This is a genomic window from Microbulbifer variabilis, assembly GCF_023716485.1.
Classification (GTDB): Bacteria; Pseudomonadota; Gammaproteobacteria; order Pseudomonadales; family Cellvibrionaceae; genus Microbulbifer; species Microbulbifer variabilis_B.
The window spans coordinates 811,000-834,494 of sequence record NZ_CP092418.1; the positions used below are offsets into that span (position 1 = coordinate 811,000).

Sequence of the window (23,495 nt, forward strand, 5' to 3'; positions counted from 1 at the left end):
GGAGGGAGCAGATGTACTGGCATCTGCCTAATAGGCTATCCGGTCGCCTGCGATAGATATTTTATGACCGGCTGATGTCAAATAGTCTATCCCACCTTTATGCATAGACAATGCCTTCAGAATTTTCTGCGGTAAACCCCATAGAAACTCCTGAGTAATGCGAAATATGCGGCTATATAGCGGTATAGATTACTTTGATGGTTGCTACCTTAGCAGTCATAAATGGCAGATAAATAGTGAAAAACGTGACAGATTTTACCCCCCAATTCAGCCTTCAAAGCGAGGCTCTGAACTGTGAGGATTCCAATGTCTGGGCGGTCAGTGACCGGGCCCATGATCTTGCCGATAAGGGGGAGGATGTCATTTTCCTCTGTGTGGGGGACCCCAACTTCAATACCCCCGAGCCAATTCTGGATTTTGCCCGCGCTCGCCTGGGTGTCGGGCGGACTCATTACTCTCCCGCCGCCGGTGAGCCGGTGTTGCGCAGAGCTATCGCGGATATCGAAAGTAAGGTGTCACCCCACCCTTGCAATCCCGATGATGTTGTAGTGTTTCCCGGCGGTACCAATGCTATCTACGCGGTACTTTCCTGCCTGTTGAACCCTGGTGAGGAGATTGTTATCCCAGAACCGATGTATATCGGTTATGTCCCCATTTGTGACAGTCTCAGGCTGTCTGTAAAGCGCGTAGCCTGCCCGGCGGAACAGAATTTTGCGTTCGATGTGGACTCGATCAAAGCGGCAGTCACCGAAGAGACCCGAGTGGTCATGATCAATACCCCGGTCAACCCCACCGGTGCAATGGCAACTCCCGAACAGTTGCGTGAACTGGCTGCCTTTTGCCGTGAGCGCAACATCTGGCTGGTGTCCGATGAAATGTACTCCATGATTACTTTTGCCCGCCGCCATACCTCATTGCGCACAGCAGCAGAGTCTCTGGACAATATTGTGGTGATTGATGGTCTGTCTAAGTCTCATGCCATGAGTGGTTGGCGTCTGGGCTGGGCAGTAGCGCGTGGCCCCCTGGTGGAGCGCCTTGCGGCATTCGCCGGAGCCACTATCTTTGGCTGCCCACAGTTTATCCAGGAAGCTGCGGCTTTTGCCCTGGAGTTCGATACCTATTTCGTGAAACAGATGCGTGACGCCTATGAACGTCGCCGCAATTTGATCGTTGAGAGAATCGGCAAAATTCCGGGGCTTAGCTGTTACAGCCCGGATGCGGGTATGTTTGTGATGGTCAATGTTTCCGAGTTGGCCAGCTCTGGTCAGGTATTCGCCGAGGCCCTGCTGGAAGCCGAGCGGGTATCAGTATTGCCGGGTACACCTTTTGGTGAAAGTGCGGTGAATCATGTGCGTTTGACGCTAGCGGCCGATGACAGTGAGTTGTCGCGGGCTCTGGACCGAATAGAGCGTTTTGTCACCTGCGCTAATCGCCAGGCTAGTTAACCCAAGTGGCGGTAGCCAGCTCTCAGCCTCTCTTGCCGGGGGCTGGCTTTTTCATCTCTGGAGGTTATAGAGTTTCAGCCTCCGGCGATTACCGCTATCCTTGCCCCCTTTCAGATTCAAAAGAAATCAGTTCCGTGAAAATTGACCGGCATAATTTGCGTATTTTGCAGGCTCTGCAAACTAACGCCCGTATTAGCAACCTGAATTTGAGTGAACAAATTGGCTTGTCGGAGAGCGCCTGCCTGGCCAGGGTGAAGCGCCTTACCAGTGAGCGTTATATCCGTGAGTTCCTCGCCGAGATCAATCTGGACAAGGTGCGCCACGCTGAGTTTTATGTGAATGTGGCCCTGAAGCGCCAGGATGCGCGCACCAGTGAAAACTTCCGGCGAATTATCAGTGATATCCCACAGATCGTTTCCTGCGTGAAGATGTCTGGTGAATTCGATTATATGCTGCGCTTTATTTGCCCTGATGCGGCAGACTTCAACCGGGTTTCCGAGCAGTTACTGGCCAATGAGGAGGCCGCTATCTCGCGTATGACTTCGCATTTGGTGATCGAGAAAACCAAGCCTTTTACCGGTTATCCACTGGAGCTTCTCTTCCAGGATTAGGAACAGGCCAGGCAGTGGGCAGGTTTAATGCCACTGCCTGCTCCTTATTTGTGGTGCGGCTTTCGTTTGCGCTTTCTGACATGCTGGTCAAAAAGTGATCCTTATTCTTCGACGATACCTACAGCGAATAGAGACTGTTGCTAGCTGGTCAAGAATCCTTTCTCTTGCTTTCCTTGCTGTTTATTCAATAGCTTGAAGCGCCCCCAGCTCAAAGAGTTGAGCATGATTAATAGTTATCCAGCCTAGAGATTGCGGAGAGCTGCTCAGTCTGCGCCATGCGTATGACAATTTTGTTGCGGTAAGCCCTGCCTTCTTGTACAAGCGTGTTAAATGTGGTGTCTCTAGTCGGCCAGATTAATTTCGGGCTGGCCCAGGTGGCGGGTACCCATGTTGTTTTGAGCCGTTTTTCTTCTGGGATTCTAATTGGTTGAATTAGCTGTCAGGCGGGTGGTCTGGCTTGATCCTGTGCGGAATTTAAAGAACTTACCTCCCTTTTATGTCCATTTTGTGAGGTTGGTGATCCAATTGAAAGAGTGGCGGCTGTAACCTCATATATACTTTAGACAGGCTTCTGTGCAGCGACAGTGGTTGGAAAGCTGCTATCCAGAGGCTGGTAATCACCGCTGGTGCAGGGGAGTGGCAGTTGAAATATTTAGGGCGAGTCTACCTGACTCTCAATTTATTGGCTTTTGCGTCTATCGGTCTTGGGGCCCTGTTTAATCCGGAGTCGTTTGCTGCGGCTATCGGGTTTTCATTTACCTCACCTATCGCTGTGCCCGAGTTTCTTGCAACTTACGCCGGCTTTATGTTGGCAATCGCCGTTCTCTTACTGATTGCGTTGGCCATGCGCCCTCACCGCCGTGCCGCCTATGCTTCACTCTCAATCTCTTACATTGGATTTGCGGCTGGCCGTCTCTTTGGCATGTTTTCCAGCGGTAGCTTCGATGAACGCAATTTATTGTTCTTCGCCCTGGAAGTGATCATGGTAATTTGGGGACTCTACTGTTATCGGGAATCTCGTTGGCTTCCCCTGCAACACGGGCATTAATCCAAAACAGCTAAATACTGGGATCGCCCTTAGCTCTGTTCATCGGTGACTTTGGCCTGTGGGCAGTTCTTACTTTTCGCGTTAATACTGAGAGATGTCTGGCCTGTATTCAAAGGCTTTGGTCTGGTGTTTGCCGCATCCTGTCACTGATGGATATGAGTAATGTCTCAATTCCAAAGTTTGGTGGAAGCTCTGGTTATCCTGGTTGCGCTCTGTGCCTGCGCGATTTGGCTACGCAGTCGCGGGGTGATTCTTAGAGAAGAACAAGGAGTATTTGGGCGCCTGGCAACAGACTTTGCGCTGCCCGCAGTAATTTTACATAGCTTGATTAAAGTCCCTTTCTCTTCCCAGGCTCTTCTTCCCGCACTGGCCTTATTTGCTGTGAGTATTGCAATCATGGTGCCTGCGTGGGCAGTGGGTAAATTGATGGGGCTGGGGCGTAAGACCCTCGGCTCGATCGTGTTGGTTGCCGGTTTTGGCGGCTCTTCGACTTTAGGGTTATCGCTGATTCGTCGGATTTTTCACGATAACCCTCTGGTTATGAGAGACAGTGTTCTCATTGGTGAATATGGCGCACTTTTATCTGTATTCACTGTCGGTGTTGCTGTGGCCATTTATTTCGGCCGGGATGAGGGAGAGCAGGTCAATGTTTGGCAGGCCTGTAAGCCTTTCTTTGTATCACCAATTTTTATCACGATGGTTTTAGGCACAATTATTTCCCTATTTGGCCTGCCCCAGGGGAATGTTACTGTGCAGCTGCTGGAGGATATATTACGGATTTCCGGACAATCCTTGATAGTGCTGGTGGCATTTAGTATCGGTCTGGCCCTGCGCCCCATAGCTGTGCGCCAACTGGCGGGCCTGATCCTGGTGGTCGTCCTGTTAAAGCTGGTGGCAGAGCCTATGGTGGCATGGGCTCTGGCAATGCCAATTGAGTTACCGCACATTGAGCGGGAGCTATTGGTTTTACAGGCGGCAATGCCCTCTGGGGCGATTGCCGCCGTACTGGCGAAACGCTATGGATGCGATGGCGGCGTTGCATCCGCAATGGTGGTTGCCACCTCTTTTATCAGTTTGATAACACTGCCGTTGACTCTCTACTTTGAAAGCCAGTGATTGCACTGCAGCCATTGCTCAGGCGGTTATTTTCCCAGAGTTGTCATCGCTGGAGTGCTGTTCCAGCGTGGTAGTTTCCACCTGCTGTCCGCCGTGTAGTTTACCGTCTACAGCCTGGCGGAAAACTTCTTTGTAGTCCTTGAATTCCGTGCCCATTAAGCGGTCCCACCAAGTGAAGTAAAAACCGTAATTGCCCTGAAAACGCTGGTGATGCAGGTCGTGATGAGTTGTGGTGGTCATATTATCGAGCACGCCATCGACCCAGCTGCGTGGATGGAATTCGCGGCCTGTATGCAGCATGGCGTTGCGGAAAATCATTATGAAAAGGAAGCTAAGCCAGATACTTGGGTGCAGTGGTATCGTTAGGGCGATCAGTGGAGAGAAAAGTCCGTTGATAAATATTTCACCGATAGAGAAGCTGTAGGCGGTCCAGGGAGTTGGGGTTCGCGACATATGGTGTAGCTTGTGGAAGTGCTTAAACAGCTTTGGGTGGTGCATTGCCCGATGGGTCCAGTAGAAATAGGCGTCATGCAGGAGAATTACCACAGGCAGGCTCAAGATGCTCCACCAGAGCGGGTAGTCATTCCAGTTCCAATACAGCTTGGCGATCCCCATATCCTGTAGCAAATTTATGCTGATGCCAAAGAGGGTGAAAATACAAACGGTCAGCATGGAGTAGCTGACTTCCCGGCGAATATCCCCCCAGCTAGCACGCCGTTTTTGGATGCGGCGCCGGTTCATCCAGGCGCGAAACAGCCAGCTCGCGCAGATACTCATCACAGAAGCCGCCAACACATAGCGAAATAGGGTCAATTTAAAGTGGGTGGTTCCGTAATCAGCCACATCTGTGAAGAAATCCATCTTTTTCACCATCCTTTTTCATCGGCGTTGCTAAAGGGGCAGCGTTGGATATTGAGGATCTATTGGAATTCTAGGTGCTACTCACATGGGGAGCTTTTGCATCAGTGCATGCAGTCTGGGGGGCTTTGCTGACTGAGGCTTACGGAAAATGAAAAAATGCTGACGAATTCCGAATTGCTGCCCTCTTAGGCGGGCAGCTTGTCGCGACGGTACTCGGTGGGGGTCTGGTTATGACGACGCTTAAAAGCAGCATTAAACGGGCTGAGAGATCGGTAGCCGATATCCAGGGCGATGGTCAGCACTGGTAGATGCGCCTGTTCCGGATCGGCCAGGCGGGCGCTGGCCTCATCAATGCGAAATTGATTGAGATATTCGTTGAAGTTTCGATAGCCCAAGTGGCGGTTTATTAGTGTACGCAGCAGGTGCTCGCGGGTATCCAGTTGCTCCGCCAGTTCGCGAATGGTCAACCCGGTGTATCGATAGCCTCCACTTTCCATATGCTTTTGCAATTTAGCCAATTGCATCTGCTGCTGCTCATCCAAGGTTGGTACAGGTGCTGGAGGTGGGGCTTCCTCTTCAGGGATATCTGTTGCTGGTTGTAGTAGAGAGTCGCCCAGGGCGCTGGGTGAGAGCGCAAGCAGCCATAAACAAGCTGCCAGGGACAGCAGGCTGGCGAGTAGGGCGTGAAGAGTTGGCACACCATTGGGGACGGGGCGGTAGGCAAACAATGATTCAGCACTGATAACGATCAGCATATAAGTGCCCACCGCAATCAACAGTATGGCGCGCAAGCGACGACGCTCCTCCACCAAATCCGAGTGAAATTGCCCGTGTAGGGTGAGCATGCCCAGGCCAATCAGACCTAAGCGGGTAAATTGGGACAGATTAAAAAAAACCTCTTCGGCACTTCTACCTAAAGGAATTGGCGAATGACTGGCGGCAATACTAAAGGCGATGGAGAGGCCGATAGGTATCCAGCCCCAACGGGGAAAGGGTTCTTCCTCGCGACAGAGCAAGTGGGTAAACAGCCAGAAGGCGGCGGGTACCAGGATCACCGGCAGGTGCATCAGCAACCCCATTAACCCGGTAAGGGGTGGGAGCGTCGGCAACAGCAAATAACAGATAACACCGATTAAAACCAAAATCAGCCAGCGGCCCGCCGCGAGACGCCGGTGATTGACGGAGACCTTGGTTGCAGCCAGTAAGAGTAATGCGCAGGCACCGCCAGAAAAAAATAAATAGCCGGAAGTCACGACTTATCTCCAGCGGTTGGCCCAGGCATCCAGCACCTTACTGCTATAGGTGTGGCGGCCATAGCTGCCGTTGTAGTAGGCGAGAGCGTTGGCCAGATTGCCCTTCGCTTTTTTGATGTAGTGCTTGAGGATGGTACAGCCGTAGCGCAGGTTAGTATCCATGTCGATCAGGTTGTCATCGGGGCGGCCGATCTCTTTTTTCCAAAATGGCATTACCTGCATCATACCTTGCGCCCCTACCCGGGATACCGCGTAGGGGTTAAAGGCGCTCTCGATCTGGATTACCGCCAGAACAATCTCTGGGCGTAAATCCGCTCGCGTTGCCTCGCGATGTACAGCCTTCAGGACCTGCATGCGTCTTTTGGGGTCTTTGATATAGCGTGCCAGGGGTTGGGATTTTGACATCAGCCACACCTCCGCATCGAAGCGATCGACAAAGCTGTCTGCCTGAGTAATGGCCTCGCGCAGGGCGAGCCGCAACTCGGGGTCCACTTGCTTGGTGTTAGTCTGGGATATCGCACCGCAGCAGATAAGGCAGAACCCCATCGCGGTAATAGCTTTTCTTATCATGTTGGGAATTTTACGAGATCCAGGGAGATTGGGTAGCGCCTTTTATGGACCTTTTACGCAAATCTGGACAGGGAGAGGCATTTGAATTGAATGGGGCTGTGAAATACCAACGGACTTAAAGTGCTGTGTTGGTATTTCACGGAGGTATTTTGAGATAGATAAAGAAAATCTATCTCATCATCAGATTAGCGCAGGCCAAATTTCTCCAGCAGTACTTCCTCCAGCTGGGATACCGCAAACTCCTGGCTCTCAGCATCGGCGCGGCCCTTGTATTCCACAATGCCTTTCTCCAGGCCGCGGTCGCCGATAACGATGCGGTGGGGGATACCAATCAATTCGACATCTGCGAGCATGCCACCCAAGCGAGCCTTGGGCTCATCCATTAGCAGTACATCGACGCCTTTGCTGCGCAGGGATTCATACAGGTGCTCACACTTTTCCCGTACCACATCGCTCTTGTGCATATTGATGGGCACAATTGCCAACTGGAACGGCGCTATGGCGTCTGGCCAGATAATGCCGGAGTCGTCGTGGTTTTGCTCAATAGCGGCGGCGACAATCCGGGATACTCCGATGCCGTAACAGCCCATGGACATGACCTGCTCCCTGCCGTTCTCATCGAGTACGGTGGCGTTCATGGCGCGGCTGTATTTGTCACCCAGCTGGAAAATATGGCCGACTTCGATTCCGCGTTTGATTTCCAGGGTGCCCTGGCCGTCGGGGCTGGCGTCACCGGCAACGACATTGCGCAGGTCTTCAACGCGGCCGAGTTCCACGTCGCGGCCCCAGTTCACGCCGGTGAAGTGGTAACCGTCGCGGTTGGCGCCACAGATAAAGTCCGCCAGGTGTGCCGCAGCTCGGTCCACAATGGTTTCGAGCTTCATGCCGACGGGTCCTAAAGATCCGATATTGCAGCCCAGTTCATCGGCAATACGTTGCTCCGGGGCGAACTGCAATGGGCTGGCGATGCCGGCCAATTTTTCTGCTTTCAGTTCGTTCAGTTCATGGTCGCCGCGCAGCACCAGCGCAACCAGGGGCGCGGTTTCACCCTCTTCGCATTCACCCAGCACGATCAGGGTTTTTACCGAATGGGTGGGGTCGCTGTTCAGGAATTCGCTGACATCGGCGATGGTTTTTTGCCCTGGCGTGTGTACTTCCTGCATTTCCTGGCTCGGTGCGGCGCGCTCGCCTGCAGGGGCCAAGGCTTCGGCCAGCTCAACATTGGCGGCGTAGCGGGATTCGGTGGAGAAAGCGATATCATCTTCACCGCTCTGTGCCAGAACGTGGAACTCATGGGAGCTGGAGCCGCCGATAGAGCCGGTATCCGCCAGCACAGGGCGGTAGTCCAGGCCAATACGATCAAAAATGCGGCAGTAGGCGCCGTGCATAATGTCGTAAGTCTCCTGCAGGGAATCCGCATCGATGTGGAAGGAGTAGGCATCCTTCATGGTGAATTCACGCGCGCGCATCACACCAAAACGCGGGCGAATTTCATCGCGGAATTTTGTCTGTACCTGGTAGAAATTGGCAGGCAGCTGCTTGTAGCTTTTGATCTCATTGCGGATCAGGTCGGTAATAACTTCCTCGTGGGTTGGGCCCAGGCAGAAGTCATTGGAGTGGCGATCCTGGATACGCAGTAATTCCGGGCCGTACTGCTGCCAGCGGCCGGACTCCTCCCACAGCTCCGCCGGCTGCACTACCGGCATCAATACTTCCAGGGAACCGGCACTATTCATCTCTTCACGCACAATACGCTCTACTTTGCGCAGTACGCGCAGGCCGGTGGGCAGCCAGGTGTAGAGACCGGAGGAGAGACGGCGGATCATACCGGCGCGCAGCATCAGCTGATGGCTGATTACTACCGCGTCGTTGGGCGTTTCTTTCTGGGTGGCGATAAGGTAACGGGATGCGCGCATAGGAATAAACTGGGTTCAATTATCGGTAAGCTGGTTATTTTACGCTATTCATCAGCTAATAAATATTGCCGGATGGACTCCCGTATGGGATCGGTTATTTTTTGTGGAAGCTACACCCTGCTGATATTGATAAGGGCGTGGTTAAAGGGGAAATTGGTGTAGCTAAGAATGGGGCTATGGCCAATCTTTAGATGATATATAGGGGCATAAAAAAACCCCGCAGTTGCGGGGTTTAGTGCCTGAGGCTGGGAGTCTTAGGACTCAGCCATTTCCTTCAGCTTCTTCAGCGGGCGAACTTTTACCTGGATGCTTGCAGGCTTGGCCTTGAAGACAGTCTCTTCACCAGTGAAGGGGTTGATACCTTTACGGGCTTTTTTGGCTGGCTTCTTCACAGTGGTGATTTTCATCAGGCCCGGCAGGGAGAATTCGCCAACAGCGCGCTTCTTGATGTGGCCTTCAATAATATCGCTCAGCTCGTCCAGAACAGACTGTACCTGCTTGCGGGACAGTTCAGTATTTTCTGCGATCTGGTTCAGCACCTGGGTTTTGGTGAACTTCTCTTTGATCGCTTTTACTTTCTTAACTGGAGCGGCAGCGGCTTTCTTGGCTGGAGCCTTTTTGGCAGCAGTGGTTTTGCTGGCAGCTTTCTTGGCGATTGCCATAGCTTACTTCCTTCTTTGTTGTTCGGTGTATATCCGGTAAAAGTGTGTTCGGTCTCCCGCTGCGCTGCATCCACAAAACGGCGTCTCAGCGGGTGATGGTGGGAAGTATATATAGTTTTTGTTTGGCCGCACGGGAAAATACTAGAAAAATAGTGCTTTTTCCTTATTTTGTACCTGTTTTGAGATCCCAAACCCCTTCTACAAAGGCCAAAAGGGGGTGCCTGCTTCTTCCCTCTGGGGGGCTCATGTATACTCTGTCCCCCTTTTTCCAGCATCGGGTACCGAGTAATGCCGATCTATGAATACCAGTGCAATGCCTGCGGCCACGAGATGGAGGCCTTGCAGCGCATGAGCGACAACCCCCTCAAAGACTGTCCAGCCTGTGACAAGGCCGAGTTGCACAAGAAGATTTCAGCAGCGGGATTTCGCCTCAAGGGCGGCGGCTGGTACGAGACAGATTTTAAGACCGGCAGTAAGAAAAATTTGGCCGGCGATGCGGCCAATGGCAGTAAAGCTAAAAGTGGCCAGCCGGCAAAAACGGCGAAGACGGCTTAAACCCGCTGTGCGGAGCCGCTTGTGCGGTGTACTCTCTATTTAACCTTTTTACCTATCGATAACGGGAATTTTCATCCATGCGCAGCGACTACTGTGGCGTCCTTCGTTCCGCGGACATAGACCGTGTAGTAACCCTCTGTGGCTGGGTCGACCGCCGCCGCGATCACGGCGGTGTAATCTTTATCGACCTGCGCGACCGCGAGGGAATTGTTCAGGTGGTATTCGACCCGGATGCGGCCGAGCATTTCGAAATGGCCGATCGCGTGCGCAGCGAATATGTTCTCAAGGTCACCGGCCGTGTGCGCGCCCGCGCGCCCGAAGCCCTTAATCCGAATATGGTGACTGGTGAAGTTGAGGTTTACGGCACTGAGCTGGAAATTCTCAACACGGCAGAGACGGTGCCTTTCCAGCTGGATGAGCACACTGCTGTGGGTGAAGACGTGCGCCTCAAGTACCGCTACCTGGATCTGCGTCGCAACGAGATGCAGAACAACCTGTATTTCCGCTCCAAACTCACCACGGCGATTCGCAATTATCTGGATGAGCACGGTTTCCTCGATATCGAAACCCCGATCCTGACCCGCGCTACCCCCGAAGGCGCGCGAGATTACCTGGTGCCGAGCCGCACCCACGATGGCAAATTCTTCGCCCTGCCGCAGTCTCCGCAGCTGTTTAAACAGTTGTTGATGGTGTCCGGCTTCGATCGTTATTACCAGATTGCCAAGTGTTTCCGCGATGAAGACCTACGCGCCGATCGCCAGCCGGAATTCACTCAGATCGATATCGAGACTTCCTTCCTCGACGAGGAAGAGATTATGTCGATCACTGAGGGCATGGTGCGCAAGCTGTTCAAGGAATTGAAAGGCATTGAGTTGGGTGAATTCCCACGTATGTCCCATTACCAGGCGATGTTGCGCTACGGCTCTGACAAGCCGGATCTGCGCATTCCGCTGGAAATGGTAGAGATCAAAGACCTGATGACCGAAGTGGACTTCAAGGTGTTCTCTGGACCGGCCAATGATCCCAAAGGTCGCGTAGCGGCTATCAAGGTGAGCGGTGGCTGCGACAAGCTGACCCGCAAGCAGATCGATGACTACGGCAAGTTTGTGGGCATCTACGGTGCCAAGGGTCTGGCCTATGTGAAGGTGAACGACCGCTCCGACCTGGAGAATGGCCTGCAGTCGCCGATCGTGAAATTCCTGCCCATTGAGACTCGTGCTGCCATTCTGGATCGGCTTGAGGCTGAGAGCGGCGATATTATTTTCTTCGGCGCGGATACCGCCAAAGTGGTCTCCGAAGCGCTGGGTGCGCTGCGCTGCAAGTTGGGTGAAGACCTCAATCTGTACACCAGTGAGTGGGCGCCCCTGTGGGTAGTGGCCTTCCCGATGTTCGAGGAAAATGAAGACGGCAGCCTCACCGCGTTGCACCATCCGTTTACTGCCCCTTCCTGTAGCCCCGAAGAGTTAGAGCAGAACCCACTGGGGGCGCTGTCGCGCGCCTACGATATGGTGCTGAATGGTACCGAGCTGGGTGGCGGTTCTGTGCGTATCCACGACCAGGCCATGCAGCAGGCGGTATTCCGTATTCTCGGTATCGATGAAGAAGAGCAGCGCGAGAAATTTGGCTTCCTGCTGGATGCTCTCAAGTATGGTGCGCCGCCCCATGGAGGCCTGGCCTTTGGTTTGGACCGCTTGGTAATGTTGATGACTGGCAGCGATTCTATTCGCGATGTGATTGCCTTCCCCAAAACCCAGAGTGCCGCCTGTGTCATGACGGATGCTCCGGGCACGGTGGATGCCAAGCAGTTGCGCGAGCTGAATATCCGCCTGCGCCAGAAAGAAGAAAAAATCAGCTGATTTTCCCCCGACGGGCCGGGCGAAGCGGGCCTGTCAAATCGTGGTGATGGGCATTTCGCTTCGCTTATTGGCCCATCCCTCGCACAGATTGAAGAGAGACGGAACATGGCCGGACATAGTAAATGGGCCAATATCAAGCACCGTAAAGCGGCTCAGGATGCCAAGCGCGGTAAGATCTTTACCAAGATCATTCGTGAGCTGACCGTAGCTGCCAAGGCGGGCCCCAACCCGGACGATAACCCGACATTGCGCGCGACTATCGACAAGGCTCTGGGCGCGAACATGAAGCGCGACACCATCGATAAAGCCATTGCCCGCGGCGCCGGCAATGCGGAGGGTGATAACTATGAAGCTGTGGTTTATGAAGGTTACGGTGTCGGCGGTGTCGCAGTACTGGTGGAGTGTCTGACCGACAACCGCAACCGTACAGTGGCCGAGGTTCGCCACGCTTTCTCCAAGCGCGGCGGCAACCTGGGTACCGATGGCTCCGTAAGTTATCTGTTCACCCGCAAAGGCCAGATGTTTTACGATATTGGCGTGGATGAAGACGCGCTGATGGAAGCGGCCCTGGAAGCGGGTGCTGAGGATATCGAAACCAACGATGATGGCAGCGTTGAGGTGACCACCGAATTCCAGGATTACCTCACGGTGAAAGATGCGTTGGTAGCTGCAGGCTTCACGCCGGACAGCGCCGAAATCGCCATGATTCCGTCCACCACTATCCCGTTGGATAAAGAGGGGGCAGAGAAGGTGTTGGCCCTGATCGAGATGCTGGAAGATCTCGACGATGTGCAAAATGTTTACACCAACGCGGATATTCCCGCAGAGGTGATGGAAGAGCTGGGCTGAGTCCCAGTTCAGACCGGGGCGGACGGTGTTTGCTCCGGTTTACCCTCATATCGCTTCAGCAGATAGCCACTTTTTCTATGCTGTCTGCGATCTCCCTTGACGCCTCGCTCCCACCTTGGGACACTCCCGCCACTATATAAACATACAGATATTTGGGGAACACCTCTTGACCCGAATCCTGGGTATTGACCCCGGCTCGCGTAAAACCGGCTATGGAATTATCGATGTAGAACGGGGTAAGGCCCGCTATGTGGCCAGTGGGGTAATTCGTATTCCCGAAGGCCCCCTACCTGAGCGCCTAAAGCTGATTTTCGACGCGGTTTCTCAGATCGCTCAGCAATACCAACCGGCGCAGATGGCAATTGAAAATGTATTTATGTCTAAGAGTGCGGGCTCAGCCCTGAAACTGGGCCAGGCGCGCGGTGCAGCCATAGTGGCCGGGGCCAATAGTGGTCTCGCTGTGGCTGAGTATGAGGCGCGCAAGGTCAAGCAGGCGGTGGTGGGCAGTGGTGCAGCCGATAAGCTGCAGGTGCAGCACATGGTCAAAACTTTGCTGTCACTACCGGGGACTCCCCAGGAGGACGCCGCCGATGCACTCGCCGTGGCTCTCTGCCATATGCACACGGAGCAGACCCTACTATTTACCGCCGGCGGAGCGCGCAGCCGCTTTCGCCGCGGTCGCCTCAGCGTTTAGAAAACTCTGCAGAACTTGGCCCTTATTGTGGGCAGCGATAGATAAACCTGGAACAACACATGATTGGAAGACTGAGTGGCAATCTGGCCGCGGTACAGCCCCCTTTGTTACTGATTGATGTGCAAGGGGTGGGCTACGAAGTACTCGCGCCTATGACCACAATTTTTGAATTGCCCGCCCTGGGACAGCCGGTTCAAGTACACACGCACTTGGCGGTTTCCGAAACGGCCCAGCAACTCTACGGCTTTATCCGCGACGCCGATCGCAAACTGTTCAGGACCCTGATTAAGGTCAGTGGTGTGGGCCCCAAGATGGCCCTGGCGATTTTATCCGGTCTCGATGGTGCGGCTTTGGCACGCTGTGTGGCTGAGGATAATGTTGCGGCACTGGTAAAGGTACCAGGCGTTGGCAAGAAGACGGCCGAGCGTTTGATTGTAGAGCTGCGCGATAAGTTGACCCCGGATTTCGGTGATTCCAACGATATTCCATTGATGGCGGCAGCCACAGCACCCAAGGTAGATCATACCGGCGAGGCGGAGAGCGCCCTGGTGGCCCTGGGTTACAAGCCCACTGAGGCCAGCAAAATGGTGGCCCGCGCGAGCAAGGAGCAGCCGGAAGCCGACAGTGCCACCCTTATCCGCCTGGCCCTAAAGGGCATGGCACCCGCCTAAACCGGGAGGCTTGGAGTTATTGCGATGATTGAAGCCGATCGTTTAGTAGCCCCCGAACCAGCGGGGCCCTCTGGGCAGGAAGAGCAGTACGACCGCGCTGTGCGCCCCAAAGCGCTGGCCGACTATGTGGGTCAGCCAGTGGTGCGCGAGCAGATGGAGATCTTTATTCAGGCGGCCAAACTGCGCAAAGAGGCCTTGGATCACACCTTGGTATTCGGTCCTCCAGGCCTGGGTAAAACCACCCTGGCCAATATTATTGCTGCAGAAATGGGGGTGGCGATCAAGACCACCTCGGGGCCAGTATTGGAAAAGGCCGGTGATCTGGCTGCGCTGATGACAAATCTGGAGCCGGGCGACGTGCTGTTTATCGATGAGATTCACAGGCTCAGCCCCCATGTAGAAGAGGTACTGTATCCGGCCATGGAGGATTACCAGCTGGATATTATGATCGGCGAGGGGCCGGCGGCGCGTTCAATCAAGTTGGATCTGCCACCCTTTACTCTGGTGGGGGCCACTACCAGAGCGGGCCTGCTCACCTCGCCCCTGCGCGATCGATTCGGCATAGTGCAGCGGCTGGAATTCTACAACGTGCAAGACCTCACCAGTATCGTGCGTCGCTCCGCTAGGTTGATGGGGGTTGAGATGGATGAAGGCGGAGCCTTACAAGTGGCGCGTCGCGCCCGCGGTACCCCGAGGATTGCCAATCGCCTGCTGCGCCGTGTGCGCGATTACGCAGATGTTAAGGGCGATGGTGCGGTGGATGCTGATATCGCCGATGCCGCTTTGAATATGCTCAATGTGGATGCAAAAGGCTTTGACTCTCTGGATCGACGTATGCTGTTGGCGATGATCGAGAAATTTGATGGTGGTCCAGTGGGGGTGGACAGTCTCGCCGCTGCTGTGAGCGAAGAGCGGGATACTCTGGAAGATGTATTGGAGCCCTACCTGATCCAGCAGGGCTATATTGCCCGGACACCCCGTGGGCGAGTAGTTACCGGGCTCGCCTATGAACATTTTGGCCTGCCTAAGCCGGATAAGGTCAGTTGATGATTCAGCACCTGGTACTTTTGGGTTGGGTGGCTGTGGAAGTGAGGGAAATTCAATGAAGGAAGCGTTCGGTATTCCTGTAAGGGTTTATATCGAAGATACCGATGCGGCCGGCATCGTGTATTACGTGAATTATTTGAAGTATATGGAGCGCGCGCGCACAGAACTGCTGCGCTCCCTCGGGTATGATAAGCCGGCGATGCCGCAGGAAGGTGTACTGTTGGTGGTACATTCCGCCGAGGTCCAGTACCGTCGTTCCGCCAGGCTCGATGATGCGTTGCGCGCCACGGCGGCGATTGGCAAACTGGGGCGTGCCGCAGTGACTTTTGAGCAAAAAATTTGGCGCGGCGATGAGCTAATTTGCGAAGGCGTGGTCAAAGTGGCCTGTGTCGCTGACGACAGCCGCAGGCCCTGTGCCCTGCCGGAACCTATTTATTCAGCATTAAAGGCAGTTATTTAAGAAGATGAACGCCGGTGAACAACTTTCTCTTTGGGGGCTAATTCAGAACGCCAGCCTGTTGGTACAGCTCGTCATGTTGCTGCTGTTACTGGCTTCTGTGGTGTCCTGGGTCATGATTATCCAGCGCGGGCTCTACTTATCCCAGGCCAAACGCGCGCTCAATAATTTTGAACGTCGTTTCTGGTCCGGTGCAGATCTGAACAAACTTTTTCGCGAGGGCAACGAGCGCGCCGAAAAAGGAAAGACCGATGGGGTCGAATCCCTGTTTCGCGCTGGCTTTACTGAGTTTACCCGCCTGCGCCAGCAGGGCAGTAGTGGCCCGGAAGCGGTTATGGAAGGTACCGAGCGCGCCATGCGCGTGGCCATGTCCCGGGAACAGGAAAAGGTAGAGATGAACCTGCCGTTTCTGGCGACTGTAGGCTCCGTTAGCCCCTATATCGGCCTGTTCGGCACCGTTTGGGGGATTATGAACTCCTTCCGCGGTCTCGCCACTATGCACCAAGCCACCATTGCCACTGTAGCCCCGGGTATCAGTGAGGCACTGGTGGCAACGGCCATGGGTTTGTTCGCAGCGATTCCCGCGGTAATGGCCTACAACCGTTACTCGGCCAAGGCGGAGTGGCTGTTGTCCAGCTACGAAACTTTCGCCGAGGAGTTTTCCTCTATCCTGCACCGCAAAGTGCACTCCGGCTGAGTAGTGAGTAGGCGAACCCTATGAGTGTGTTTCGCAAGGGAACCAAGAAAAAGCTGGTCTCCGAGATCAATGTGGTGCCCTACATCGATGTGATGCTGGTGCTGTTGATTGTCTTTATGGTCACGGCACCATTGTTGATGCAAGGGGTCAAAGTGGACCTGCCAAATGCGCCCTCGGCGCCGATGGAGGACACCGATGAGGAGCCTTTGATTATTTCGGTGCGTGCCGATGGCACCTATTACCTAAATCTGGGTACCGATGAGCAGGAGGCCAAGTCTCTCCCTGAGATCAAGGAGACGGTGGCCAAGGTGTTGCGGCAAAAGCCGAAAACTCCGGTGCTGGTATGGGGCGATAGCGAGGCCCGCTACGGTTTAATCGTCAATGCCATGACCGAGCTGCAGCAGGCGGGTGCGCCCAGTGTCGGCTTGGTGACAGAGCCACCGCAGGGGTAGGGTGCCGGTGAATAAAGGCTTTTATGTATTGGCGATAATAATTAGCCTCCTGTTACACGGGGCGCTAATCACTGCCATTACCTATGGTTGGGAAGCCAGCAGTATGCCCGAGCGCAAACCGATGCCGAAGTTTGTGCAGGCCAAGCTGGTAACCATTGAGGCGGCGACGCCAAAGAAGAAACTGCCCAAAAAAGTAGACAAAATTCAGCAGCGCGCCCAGCGCGAGGCTGAGCAAAAACGCAAGGCCGAAGTGGAGCGCAAGCGCCGCGCGGCCCTAGAGCAAAAGAAAAAGCAGGAAGCGGAGAAAAAGCGCAAGGCCAAAGTCGAAGCCGATCGCAAGGCTAAGCAGGAGAAGGCCCAGCGCGAGAAAGAGCGCAAAGAAAAAGAGCGTAAGGAAAAAGAACTCAAGGAGCAGCTGGCCAAAGAGCGAGAGAGCTCTTTCAATGAAGCGCTGGAAGATGAGCAGGAGCTGCTTGATGCCAATGATGGGCAGCAGGCGGTGATGTCTGTAGCCCAAGCGATTCAGCAGCAAATTGAAGCCGTGTGGAGTCGCCCACCGAGTGCCCGTAACGGCATGTTGACCAAGGTAAAAATAAATTTTGTCCCCACCGGCCGGGTGGTGGCAACTAATATCGTCGAGGGCAGTGGTAATGCGGCCCTGGATCGATCGGTACTCACCGCCATCCGTCGGGTGGAAGTCTTTCCTGAAGTGGCCAAGTTGGCCCAGGAGGAGCCGGTGATATTCGAGCGGGAAGTCCGCACCACAATTTTGAACTTTAAAGTCGAAGATCTGCGCCAATGATCAAGAGTTTACTGAAGACAGTCGTCATTATTGCAATCGCCTCGGTGAGCCTGGGGGCTCGCGCCCAGCTGGTGGTGGATATCACCAGTGGTATCGATGACCCCACCCCGATCGCGGTATCCCCATTCAGCTGGTCGGGCGGTGGTGTCCTCAAAGAGGATGTCTCTGGAATTATTTCCGCCGACCTGCGCCGCAGCGGCCTTTTTTCTCCGGTACCCAAGGAAGACATGCTGTCTTTCCCTAAAACTCCGGAAGATGTGGTGTTCCGCGATTGGCGTATCCTCGGCACCGAGTACATTGTTACCGGCCGTATCGAGCCTCAGGCCTCGGGCTACCTGCTGACTTTTGACTTGGTTAATGTTTTCGGCCAGCACAAGATGTTCACCAAACAGGTACGCGGCGGCCAAACCCAGTTGCGCGATATTGCCCACCGCGCCGCCGATGAAATCTTTGAGGCCATCACTGGTATTCGCGGCGCCTTCTCCACAGAGATGGTGTATGTGCAGGAAGAGAAGCGCGGCGGCAAGCCCAGCTATGTGCTGATGCGCTCGGATATCGACGGTGCCCGTGCCAAGCAGGTTCGCCGCTTTAGTGCGCCAGTGATGTCGCCCATGTGGTCGCCCAACGGCCAGGAGCTGGCCTATGTTTCTTTCGAGACCGGCCGCCCGGCGATTTTCCGCGAAAACTTGCGCACAGGCGAACGCAAACAACTAACCAACTTCAAGGGCATCAATAGCTCGCCAACTTGGTCTCCTGATGGAACCAAGTTGGCTATGGTGCTCTCCAAGGACGGCAACCCGGAGATCTATGTACTGGATTTGGCGAGTGGTAAGTTCACTCGCATGACCAGACACTTCTCCATCGATACCGAGCCGAACTGGATGCCGGATGGTAAATCGCTGGTTTTCACCTCAGATAGGGGAGGGAAGCCACAAATTTACCAATTGACTCTTGCCACTGGTCAAGTCGACCGCTTAACCTTCGATGGCGACTACAATGCGCGGCCGCGTGTTTCTCCTGATGGGAAAACGTTGGTCATGGTACATCGCAACCGGGGAACCTTTACCATCGCCACGATGGATATTAACTCGGGCAGGATGCGTGTCCTAACGGAGACCACCCTGGATGAGTCCCCCAGCATTGCACCCAATGGGGCCATGCTGATGTACGCAACCAAGCGCGGAGACAAGGGCATTCTGGCTGCGGTATCGCTGGATGCCGGGGTGAAGTACAACTTACCCTCACAGAGAGGCGATGTCCGTGAACCGGCATGGTCGCCATACTTTGATTGAGGCGGGGGCCCAGCGCTCTGAGGCGTAGGGTATTTATAAGACCAATTTTAAAAATCTTTCAGGATTTTCGATAACACTAAAAGCGGAGTAGCTTATGTTGAAATCAGTAAAAACGGGCCTGGGGTTGGCCTGTGTTCTGGCAGTAATGGCCGGTTGTAGCAATACCAGCAGCGACAACACCAGCGGTGAAGAGTACACTCAGCCTGAGGTTGATACTCAAGTTGAAACTAACGTTGTAGATGAAGCTGAAACCATGGCTCCGTTGGAAAATGTGGTTTACTTTGACTTCGACCAGTCCCTGCTGAAGCCGGAAACCCGTGAACTGCTGATCCGTCACGCCGACCGCATGCGCAGTAATGCTACTGCTGTTCGCCTCGAAGGCCACGCTGACGAACTGGGCACCCGCGAGTACAACCTGGCTCTGGGTGAGCGCCGCGCCAATGCTGTACGCGACTTTTTGGTACTGCAGGGCGTAGACGCAGCTAACCTGGAAGTAATCAGCTACGGTGAAGAGCGCCCGGCTCAAATGGGCTCTAACGAAGCTGCCCGTGCGATGAACCGTCGCGTTGTTATTAACTAATCGTCAAAATGGATGCCAATGGCTTTTACGATTAGAAAACTGGCGATCGCCGCTGCCATAATGGCTGCGGCATCGCCCGTATTCTCCCAAGCCCCGATTGTCGACCTGACTGCCAGCAGCCAGGAGCCGTCGCTCGTCTCAAGTGACGCTAGTAACGAGGACATCTACCTCGCCCGCGCCACAACCCCCAGTCCCAAAGCTAAGACCAACCCCCAGGCTGAAGCCTACTACCAGATGCAGGTATTGCAGCAGGAAGTGCGCGAATTGCGCGGTACGGTTGAGGAGCTGCGCCACGAGATTAAGCGTCTCAAACAACAGCGCACCGAGGACTATATGGATCTGGACCGGCGTATAGCGCGCCTGAGTGGTACAGAGCCCTCAGCTCAGCCGCCGGTGGATACTAAAGGCAGTGGTGGCGCCTCTGTTGGAGGGGGTTCCTCAATGCCGCCCAAGCCTAAGGGGCCGAAAGACGGCAAGAGTGAACGCGACCGCTATCAGGCCAGCTTTGGTCTGGCTCGCAATGGTGACTACGGTGGCGCCAGTGCTGAATTCAAGAGTCTGCTACAAGACTTTCCCAATGGTCAGTATGCCCCCAATGCCAATTATTGGCTGGGTGAGATAGCGCTGGTACAGGGAAATTTGGAAGAGGCCCGCGGATGGTTTGTGGCCCTGCTGGACGGCTACCCGAACTCTAATAAAGTCTGGGACGGTCGTTACAAGCTGGGAACGGTTTACCACCAGCTGGGAGATCAGCAGAAAGCGCGCAACCTGCTGGAGCAGGTGGCGGCGAGTGATGCCCGTGCATCAAATCTGGCTAAGAAATATCTACAGGAGAACTTCTAGCCCGGTGCGGCAGTAATAACTGCTGTTGTTGCCTAATTCGCATCGCTGGTTTTTTGAGCAGAAAAAGCCTATGATCCCGCGCCCGGATGGCATGTGCCATTCGGGCGTTTTTGTGTCGGGTGTGTATGACCAATCTGTCTAAAGAATCACTCAGAATTAGTGAGATTTTCTACTCCCTTCAGGGGGAAGCGCGGGAAAGTGGCCTGCCTACGGTTTTTGTTCGACTGACCGGTTGTCCGCTGCGCTGTACCTATTGTGACTCGGAATACGCTTTTTATGGCGGCGAGCGCATGACCCTGGAGCAAATATTGCAGCAGGTGCAAAGCCACCCCGCACGCCATGTTTGTGTAACTGGGGGCGAGCCCCTGGCCCAGCCCAATTGCCTGCCCTTGCTTGAAGCTCTTTGCGACGCTGGCTACTCGGTATCATTGGAGACCAGTGGCGCCATGCCGGTGGATCAGGTGGACCCGCGGGTATCCCGGGTTGTGGATCTGAAAACCCCAGCTTCCGGAGAGCAGCACCGCAACCGCATGGAAAATATGCAGGTGCTCACCCGCGATGATCAGATCAAATTTGTGATCTGTGACCGGGGCGATTACGAGTGGGCCAGATTTACCCTGGATCAGTACAACTTGCCAGAGCGTGTAGGGGAGGTACTTTTCTCGCCCAGCTATGAGCAGTTGCCGGCGCGGCAGCTCGCGGAGTGGGTGCTGGCCGATGGGTTGCCGGTGCGTATGCAGATGCAGCTGCACAAATTGCTGTGGGGAGATATCCCGGGTGTCTGATTGGCCCGGTGATTGTGGATTGAAAAATTGAGGAAGAGATGACTGCAAAGAAAGCGGTAATTTTGCTGTCCGGTGGCCTCGACTCGGCCACAGTGCTCGCCATGGCGCGTGCAGAGGGTTATGAATGTTATGCCCTGGGTTTTGATTACGGTCAGCGGCACGAAGCTGAATTGTTAGCGGCAAAGCGTGTAGCCGCTGATCTCGGAGCGGCTGAGCACAAAGTGGTGAAGCTCGATCTGCGTTCAATTGGCGGCTCGGCCCTAACCGATGACAGTATTGAGGTTCCCGAAGAGGAAACCAGTGGCATCCCGGTTACCTATGTACCGGCTCGCAATACGGTATTCCTCTCTATTGCCCTTGGCTGGGCCGAGGTACTTGGAGCTCAGGATATTTTTGTCGGCGTCAATGCAGTGGATTACTCTGGCTATCCGGATTGCCGGCCGGAGTATATCGAGGCCTATGAAAAGATGGCCAACCTCGCTACCCGCGCCGGGGTAGAGGGAAACAAGCTCTCTGTGAGAGCGCCGCTGATGCAGATGAGTAAGGCGGATATTGTACTCGAGGGAACCCGTCTTGGGGTTGATTACAGTTTGACGGTATCCTGTTACCAGGCGCGCCCAGATGGCGCGGCCTGTGGTCGCTGCGATAGTTGTCGGCTGCGTGCTGCGGGATTTACGGAAGCAGGCCTGGCGGACCCTACGGTGTATGCCGGCTGATTGTCAGTTGGTGTCATTTTTATGGGAAATACCTAACCCCTTAAATTTGTTAGATTTTTTTTCGGGTTAGGTATTGTCTTTTCAGAATAGATCCGTAAGATACGCAGCTCCTCACATCGAGGCACGGAAAAGGGTCGTTAGCTCAGTTGGTAGAGCAGTTGGCTTTTAACCAATTGGTCGCTGGTTCGAATCCAGCACGACCCACCATTTCCGCCGGGGATATCCACAGTAACCCCACAGCTTTTACAGATCTGCGAGAGAAGTAAAGGCATCCTGAGTTGGGACATACCAAGTTCGCCCAACTCCCTAAGGGTCGTTAGCTCAGTTGGTAGAGCAGTTGGCTTTTAACCAATTGGTCGCTGGTTCGAATCCAGCACGACCCACCATTTCTTTACTGCTTTCCTTTTTATTTTAATTTTTTTACTTCCCTGTCAACACTGGTTTGCTCGCGCCTGAAAATTCTCTACATGGCTGAGCCTTTAAGGCATTTATTGGTCTTCACGGAGCGCAGTTTTTAGCGGCAAATACAGTCTGCTGCCATCTCCCCTAAATATAAGCAACTGGTAAGGCCGGGTGACTCAATGCCGAAAAAGGCTACTAGTTGTGGTTCTTGACTTTCGCCCCAGTGGAATACTTTGAAGTCCTCGGTTGGGCCGCCTTTTGCCGTGAGCTTTGGGCGAATGCCAGCGTAATCTGGCTTTAGGCTTTCTGCGGGGAGCTCGGGCCAATAAAGGCGAACACTTTTATAAAACTTTTCTCCTCGCTTTTTATCCACGGTGTAATCAATTTTTTCTACCCACTCAACGTCGGGTCCAAAGCGGGCATTGCCCTCCAAATCCAGTGTGAGATGGGTGCCCAGTCCGCCGGGCTCTGGCAGGGGGTAGATCAGGTGGGAGAAAGGGGGTTTGTGGTCGAGAGAAAAATAATTCCCCTTTGCCAGGAATTGGTTTGGGACTAGTTGTCGAATACTTTTGTCGTTGATTTTGCAGAGCAATTGGTGGCTGTGTAGCCCTGCGGCTACGATCAAATTCTTGGTACCGAGTTGATAGCCATCTCTCATGGTGAGTTGGTAGTGGTCACTTTCACGCGATAGTTTTTTTACCGCTGTGTCCAGTACCACCTGGCCACCTCTTGCTTCCAGGGCGCCCTGCAGTGCCAACAGCAGGGCATGGCTGTCGAAGATGCCTGTGGTAGGTGAATAAATTGCACTGTGACACTGCAGCTGGGGTTCCATTGCCTTGGCTTCTCTTGCGCTCAGCAGTTGTAAATTGCCGGCGCCATTCTTATCTCCTTGGGCTTTCAAGGCTTTGAGTTGGGGGAGTTGGGCTTCGCTGGTAGCCAGGATTAATTTGCCGATGGCTTTGTGTGGGACCGCATGCTCGCGGCAAAAACGATACAGCTTGGCTTTGCCCGCGACACAGGCTTTAGCCTTTAAGCTGCGGCTTGGGTAGTAAATGCCGGCGTGGATCACCTCGCTGCTACGGGCGCTAATCTCTGTGCCAATATTGGTGTGTTGTTCCAGAACCAGCACATCCTGCCCTCTAATGGCCAGGGCATAGGCACTGGCGAGACCAATGGCTCCAGCACCAATCACAATGTTTTCAACCTGCTCCATTTTAGGGGCTCCCCATTAATAGGAAGGCTTTTTTGCCTGGATGTGGGCGTGCAAAACTGCTTCTCTGTTCTCTTGGGCTCTGCAGCCCGGGCATGCGGCGTA

General features: G+C 54.2%; 25 protein-coding genes and 2 tRNA genes. 21 read left to right on the top strand and 6 right to left on the bottom strand.

Features of this window, described 5'->3' with window-relative positions; translation table 11 throughout:
• The first annotated feature begins 236 nt into the window (after positions 1–236).
• The 4 genes from MJO52_RS03700 to MJO52_RS03715 all read left to right on the top strand — a co-directional run bounded on the left by MJO52_RS03700 (position 237) and on the right by MJO52_RS03715 (position 4,220).
• Positions 237–1,445, top strand: a complete 1,209-nt coding sequence (locus MJO52_RS03700) for a pyridoxal phosphate-dependent aminotransferase (RefSeq protein WP_353505463.1) — start codon at positions 237–239, stop codon at positions 1,443–1,445.
• A 134-nt stretch (positions 1,446–1,579) separates the two neighbouring features.
• Positions 1,580–2,056, top strand: a complete 477-nt coding sequence (locus MJO52_RS03705) for an Lrp/AsnC family transcriptional regulator (protein WP_226644702.1) — start codon at positions 1,580–1,582, stop codon at positions 2,054–2,056.
• Between the two features lie 643 nt (positions 2,057–2,699).
• Positions 2,700–3,104, top strand: a complete 405-nt coding sequence (locus MJO52_RS03710) for a DUF4345 family protein (protein WP_252084611.1) — start codon at positions 2,700–2,702, stop codon at positions 3,102–3,104.
• A 162-nt stretch (positions 3,105–3,266) separates the two neighbouring features.
• On the top strand, positions 3,267–4,220 hold the full coding sequence (locus tag MJO52_RS03715) for an AEC family transporter (protein WP_252084612.1): 954 nt from the start codon (positions 3,267–3,269) through the stop codon (positions 4,218–4,220).
• A gap of 18 nt (positions 4,221–4,238) precedes the next feature.
• On the opposite strand, the gene MJO52_RS03720 is transcribed toward MJO52_RS03715, so the two are convergent.
• The 5 genes from MJO52_RS03720 to MJO52_RS03740 all read right to left on the bottom strand — a co-directional run bounded on the left by MJO52_RS03720 (position 4,239) and on the right by MJO52_RS03740 (position 9,482).
• The gene (locus MJO52_RS03720; RefSeq protein WP_252084613.1) at positions 4,239–5,081 is read right to left on the bottom strand and encodes a sterol desaturase family protein; all 843 of its coding nucleotides are present in this window, start codon (positions 5,079–5,081) and stop codon (positions 4,239–4,241) included.
• Between the two features lie 185 nt (positions 5,082–5,266).
• Positions 5,267–6,334 carry a helix-turn-helix transcriptional regulator gene (locus tag MJO52_RS03725; protein ID WP_252084614.1) on the bottom strand — a complete coding sequence of 356 codons (1,068 nt, stop codon included), beginning with the start codon at positions 6,332–6,334 and terminating at the stop codon, positions 5,267–5,269.
• A gap of 3 nt (positions 6,335–6,337) precedes the next feature.
• Positions 6,338–6,880 (bottom strand): lytic transglycosylase domain-containing protein, encoded by a 543-nt coding sequence (locus tag MJO52_RS03730; protein WP_252085961.1) that lies wholly within the window; start codon positions 6,878–6,880, stop codon positions 6,338–6,340.
• Between the two features lie 209 nt (positions 6,881–7,089).
• On the bottom strand, positions 7,090–8,820 hold the full coding sequence (locus MJO52_RS03735) for a proline--tRNA ligase (protein ID WP_252084615.1): 1,731 nt from the start codon (positions 8,818–8,820) through the stop codon (positions 7,090–7,092).
• A 254-nt stretch (positions 8,821–9,074) separates the two neighbouring features.
• The gene (locus MJO52_RS03740; protein ID WP_252084616.1) at positions 9,075–9,482 is read right to left on the bottom strand and encodes an HU family DNA-binding protein; all 408 of its coding nucleotides are present in this window, start codon (positions 9,480–9,482) and stop codon (positions 9,075–9,077) included.
• 288 nt (positions 9,483–9,770) lie between these two features.
• On the opposite strand from MJO52_RS03740, the gene MJO52_RS03745 reads away from it, so the two are divergent.
• The 17 genes from MJO52_RS03745 (at position 9,771) to MJO52_RS03825 (ending at position 22,164) form a co-directional block, all read left to right on the top strand.
• Entirely contained in the window at positions 9,771–10,037 is a 267-nt protein-coding gene (locus MJO52_RS03745) for an FmdB family zinc ribbon protein (protein ID WP_252084617.1), read from the top strand.
• A gap of 77 nt (positions 10,038–10,114) precedes the next feature.
• Positions 10,115–11,893: an aspartate--tRNA ligase gene (gene aspS / locus MJO52_RS03750; protein WP_252084618.1), complete on the top strand. Its 1,779-nt coding sequence runs from the start codon at positions 10,115–10,117 to the stop codon at positions 11,891–11,893.
• A 105-nt stretch (positions 11,894–11,998) separates the two neighbouring features.
• Positions 11,999–12,742, top strand: coding sequence for a YebC/PmpR family DNA-binding transcriptional regulator (locus MJO52_RS03755; protein WP_252084619.1), 744 nt, complete (start codon positions 11,999–12,001; stop codon positions 12,740–12,742).
• Between the two features lie 166 nt (positions 12,743–12,908).
• Positions 12,909–13,436 carry a crossover junction endodeoxyribonuclease RuvC gene (gene ruvC, locus MJO52_RS03760; protein WP_252084620.1) on the top strand — a complete coding sequence of 176 codons (528 nt, stop codon included), beginning with the start codon at positions 12,909–12,911 and terminating at the stop codon, positions 13,434–13,436.
• Positions 13,437–13,495: 59 nt separating this feature from the next.
• Positions 13,496–14,107 carry a Holliday junction branch migration protein RuvA gene (gene ruvA / locus MJO52_RS03765; RefSeq protein WP_252084621.1) on the top strand — a complete coding sequence of 204 codons (612 nt, stop codon included), beginning with the start codon at positions 13,496–13,498 and terminating at the stop codon, positions 14,105–14,107.
• Between the two features lie 24 nt (positions 14,108–14,131).
• Entirely contained in the window at positions 14,132–15,154 is a 1,023-nt protein-coding gene (gene ruvB, locus MJO52_RS03770; RefSeq protein WP_252084622.1) for a Holliday junction branch migration DNA helicase RuvB, read from the top strand.
• 55 nt (positions 15,155–15,209) lie between these two features.
• Positions 15,210–15,614 carry a tol-pal system-associated acyl-CoA thioesterase gene (ybgC, locus tag MJO52_RS03775; protein ID WP_252084623.1) on the top strand — a complete coding sequence of 135 codons (405 nt, stop codon included), beginning with the start codon at positions 15,210–15,212 and terminating at the stop codon, positions 15,612–15,614.
• Between the two features lie 4 nt (positions 15,615–15,618).
• The gene (gene tolQ, locus MJO52_RS03780; RefSeq protein WP_152451559.1) at positions 15,619–16,308 is read left to right on the top strand and encodes a protein TolQ; all 690 of its coding nucleotides are present in this window, start codon (positions 15,619–15,621) and stop codon (positions 16,306–16,308) included.
• 20 nt (positions 16,309–16,328) lie between these two features.
• Complete coding sequence (gene tolR / locus MJO52_RS03785; protein WP_252084624.1) at positions 16,329–16,760, top strand: protein TolR; 432 nt, start codon at positions 16,329–16,331, stop codon at positions 16,758–16,760.
• A gap of 7 nt (positions 16,761–16,767) precedes the next feature.
• A complete protein-coding gene (gene tolA / locus MJO52_RS03790; RefSeq protein ID WP_252084625.1) occupies positions 16,768–17,562 on the top strand; it encodes a cell envelope integrity protein TolA in 795 nt (264 codons plus the stop codon).
• Positions 17,559–18,854: a Tol-Pal system beta propeller repeat protein TolB gene (gene tolB / locus MJO52_RS03795; protein WP_252084626.1), complete on the top strand. Its 1,296-nt coding sequence runs from the start codon at positions 17,559–17,561 to the stop codon at positions 18,852–18,854. The genes tolA and tolB overlap by 4 nt, the downstream gene beginning before the upstream one ends.
• A 94-nt stretch (positions 18,855–18,948) precedes the next feature.
• Entirely contained in the window at positions 18,949–19,434 is a 486-nt protein-coding gene (gene pal / locus MJO52_RS03800; protein WP_252084627.1) for a peptidoglycan-associated lipoprotein Pal, read from the top strand.
• 18 nt (positions 19,435–19,452) lie between these two features.
• Positions 19,453–20,277: a YbgF trimerization domain-containing protein gene (locus MJO52_RS03805; protein ID WP_252084628.1), complete on the top strand. Its 825-nt coding sequence runs from the start codon at positions 19,453–19,455 to the stop codon at positions 20,275–20,277.
• 125 nt (positions 20,278–20,402) lie between these two features.
• The gene (gene queE / locus MJO52_RS03810; RefSeq protein WP_252084629.1) at positions 20,403–21,062 is read left to right on the top strand and encodes a 7-carboxy-7-deazaguanine synthase QueE; all 660 of its coding nucleotides are present in this window, start codon (positions 20,403–20,405) and stop codon (positions 21,060–21,062) included.
• A gap of 38 nt (positions 21,063–21,100) precedes the next feature.
• Positions 21,101–21,778, top strand: a complete 678-nt coding sequence (gene queC, locus MJO52_RS03815; RefSeq protein ID WP_252084630.1) for a 7-cyano-7-deazaguanine synthase QueC — start codon at positions 21,101–21,103, stop codon at positions 21,776–21,778.
• A gap of 131 nt (positions 21,779–21,909) precedes the next feature.
• A tRNA-Lys gene (locus MJO52_RS03820) sits at positions 21,910–21,985 on the top strand.
• A gap of 103 nt (positions 21,986–22,088) precedes the next feature.
• Positions 22,089–22,164 (top strand) — tRNA-Lys (locus MJO52_RS03825).
• A 128-nt stretch (positions 22,165–22,292) separates the two neighbouring features.
• Here MJO52_RS03825 and MJO52_RS03830 read toward each other — a convergent pair.
• The gene (locus tag MJO52_RS03830; RefSeq protein WP_252084631.1) at positions 22,293–23,393 is read right to left on the bottom strand and encodes an NAD(P)/FAD-dependent oxidoreductase; all 1,101 of its coding nucleotides are present in this window, start codon (positions 23,391–23,393) and stop codon (positions 22,293–22,295) included.
• Between the last annotated feature and the right edge of the window lie 102 nt (positions 23,394–23,495).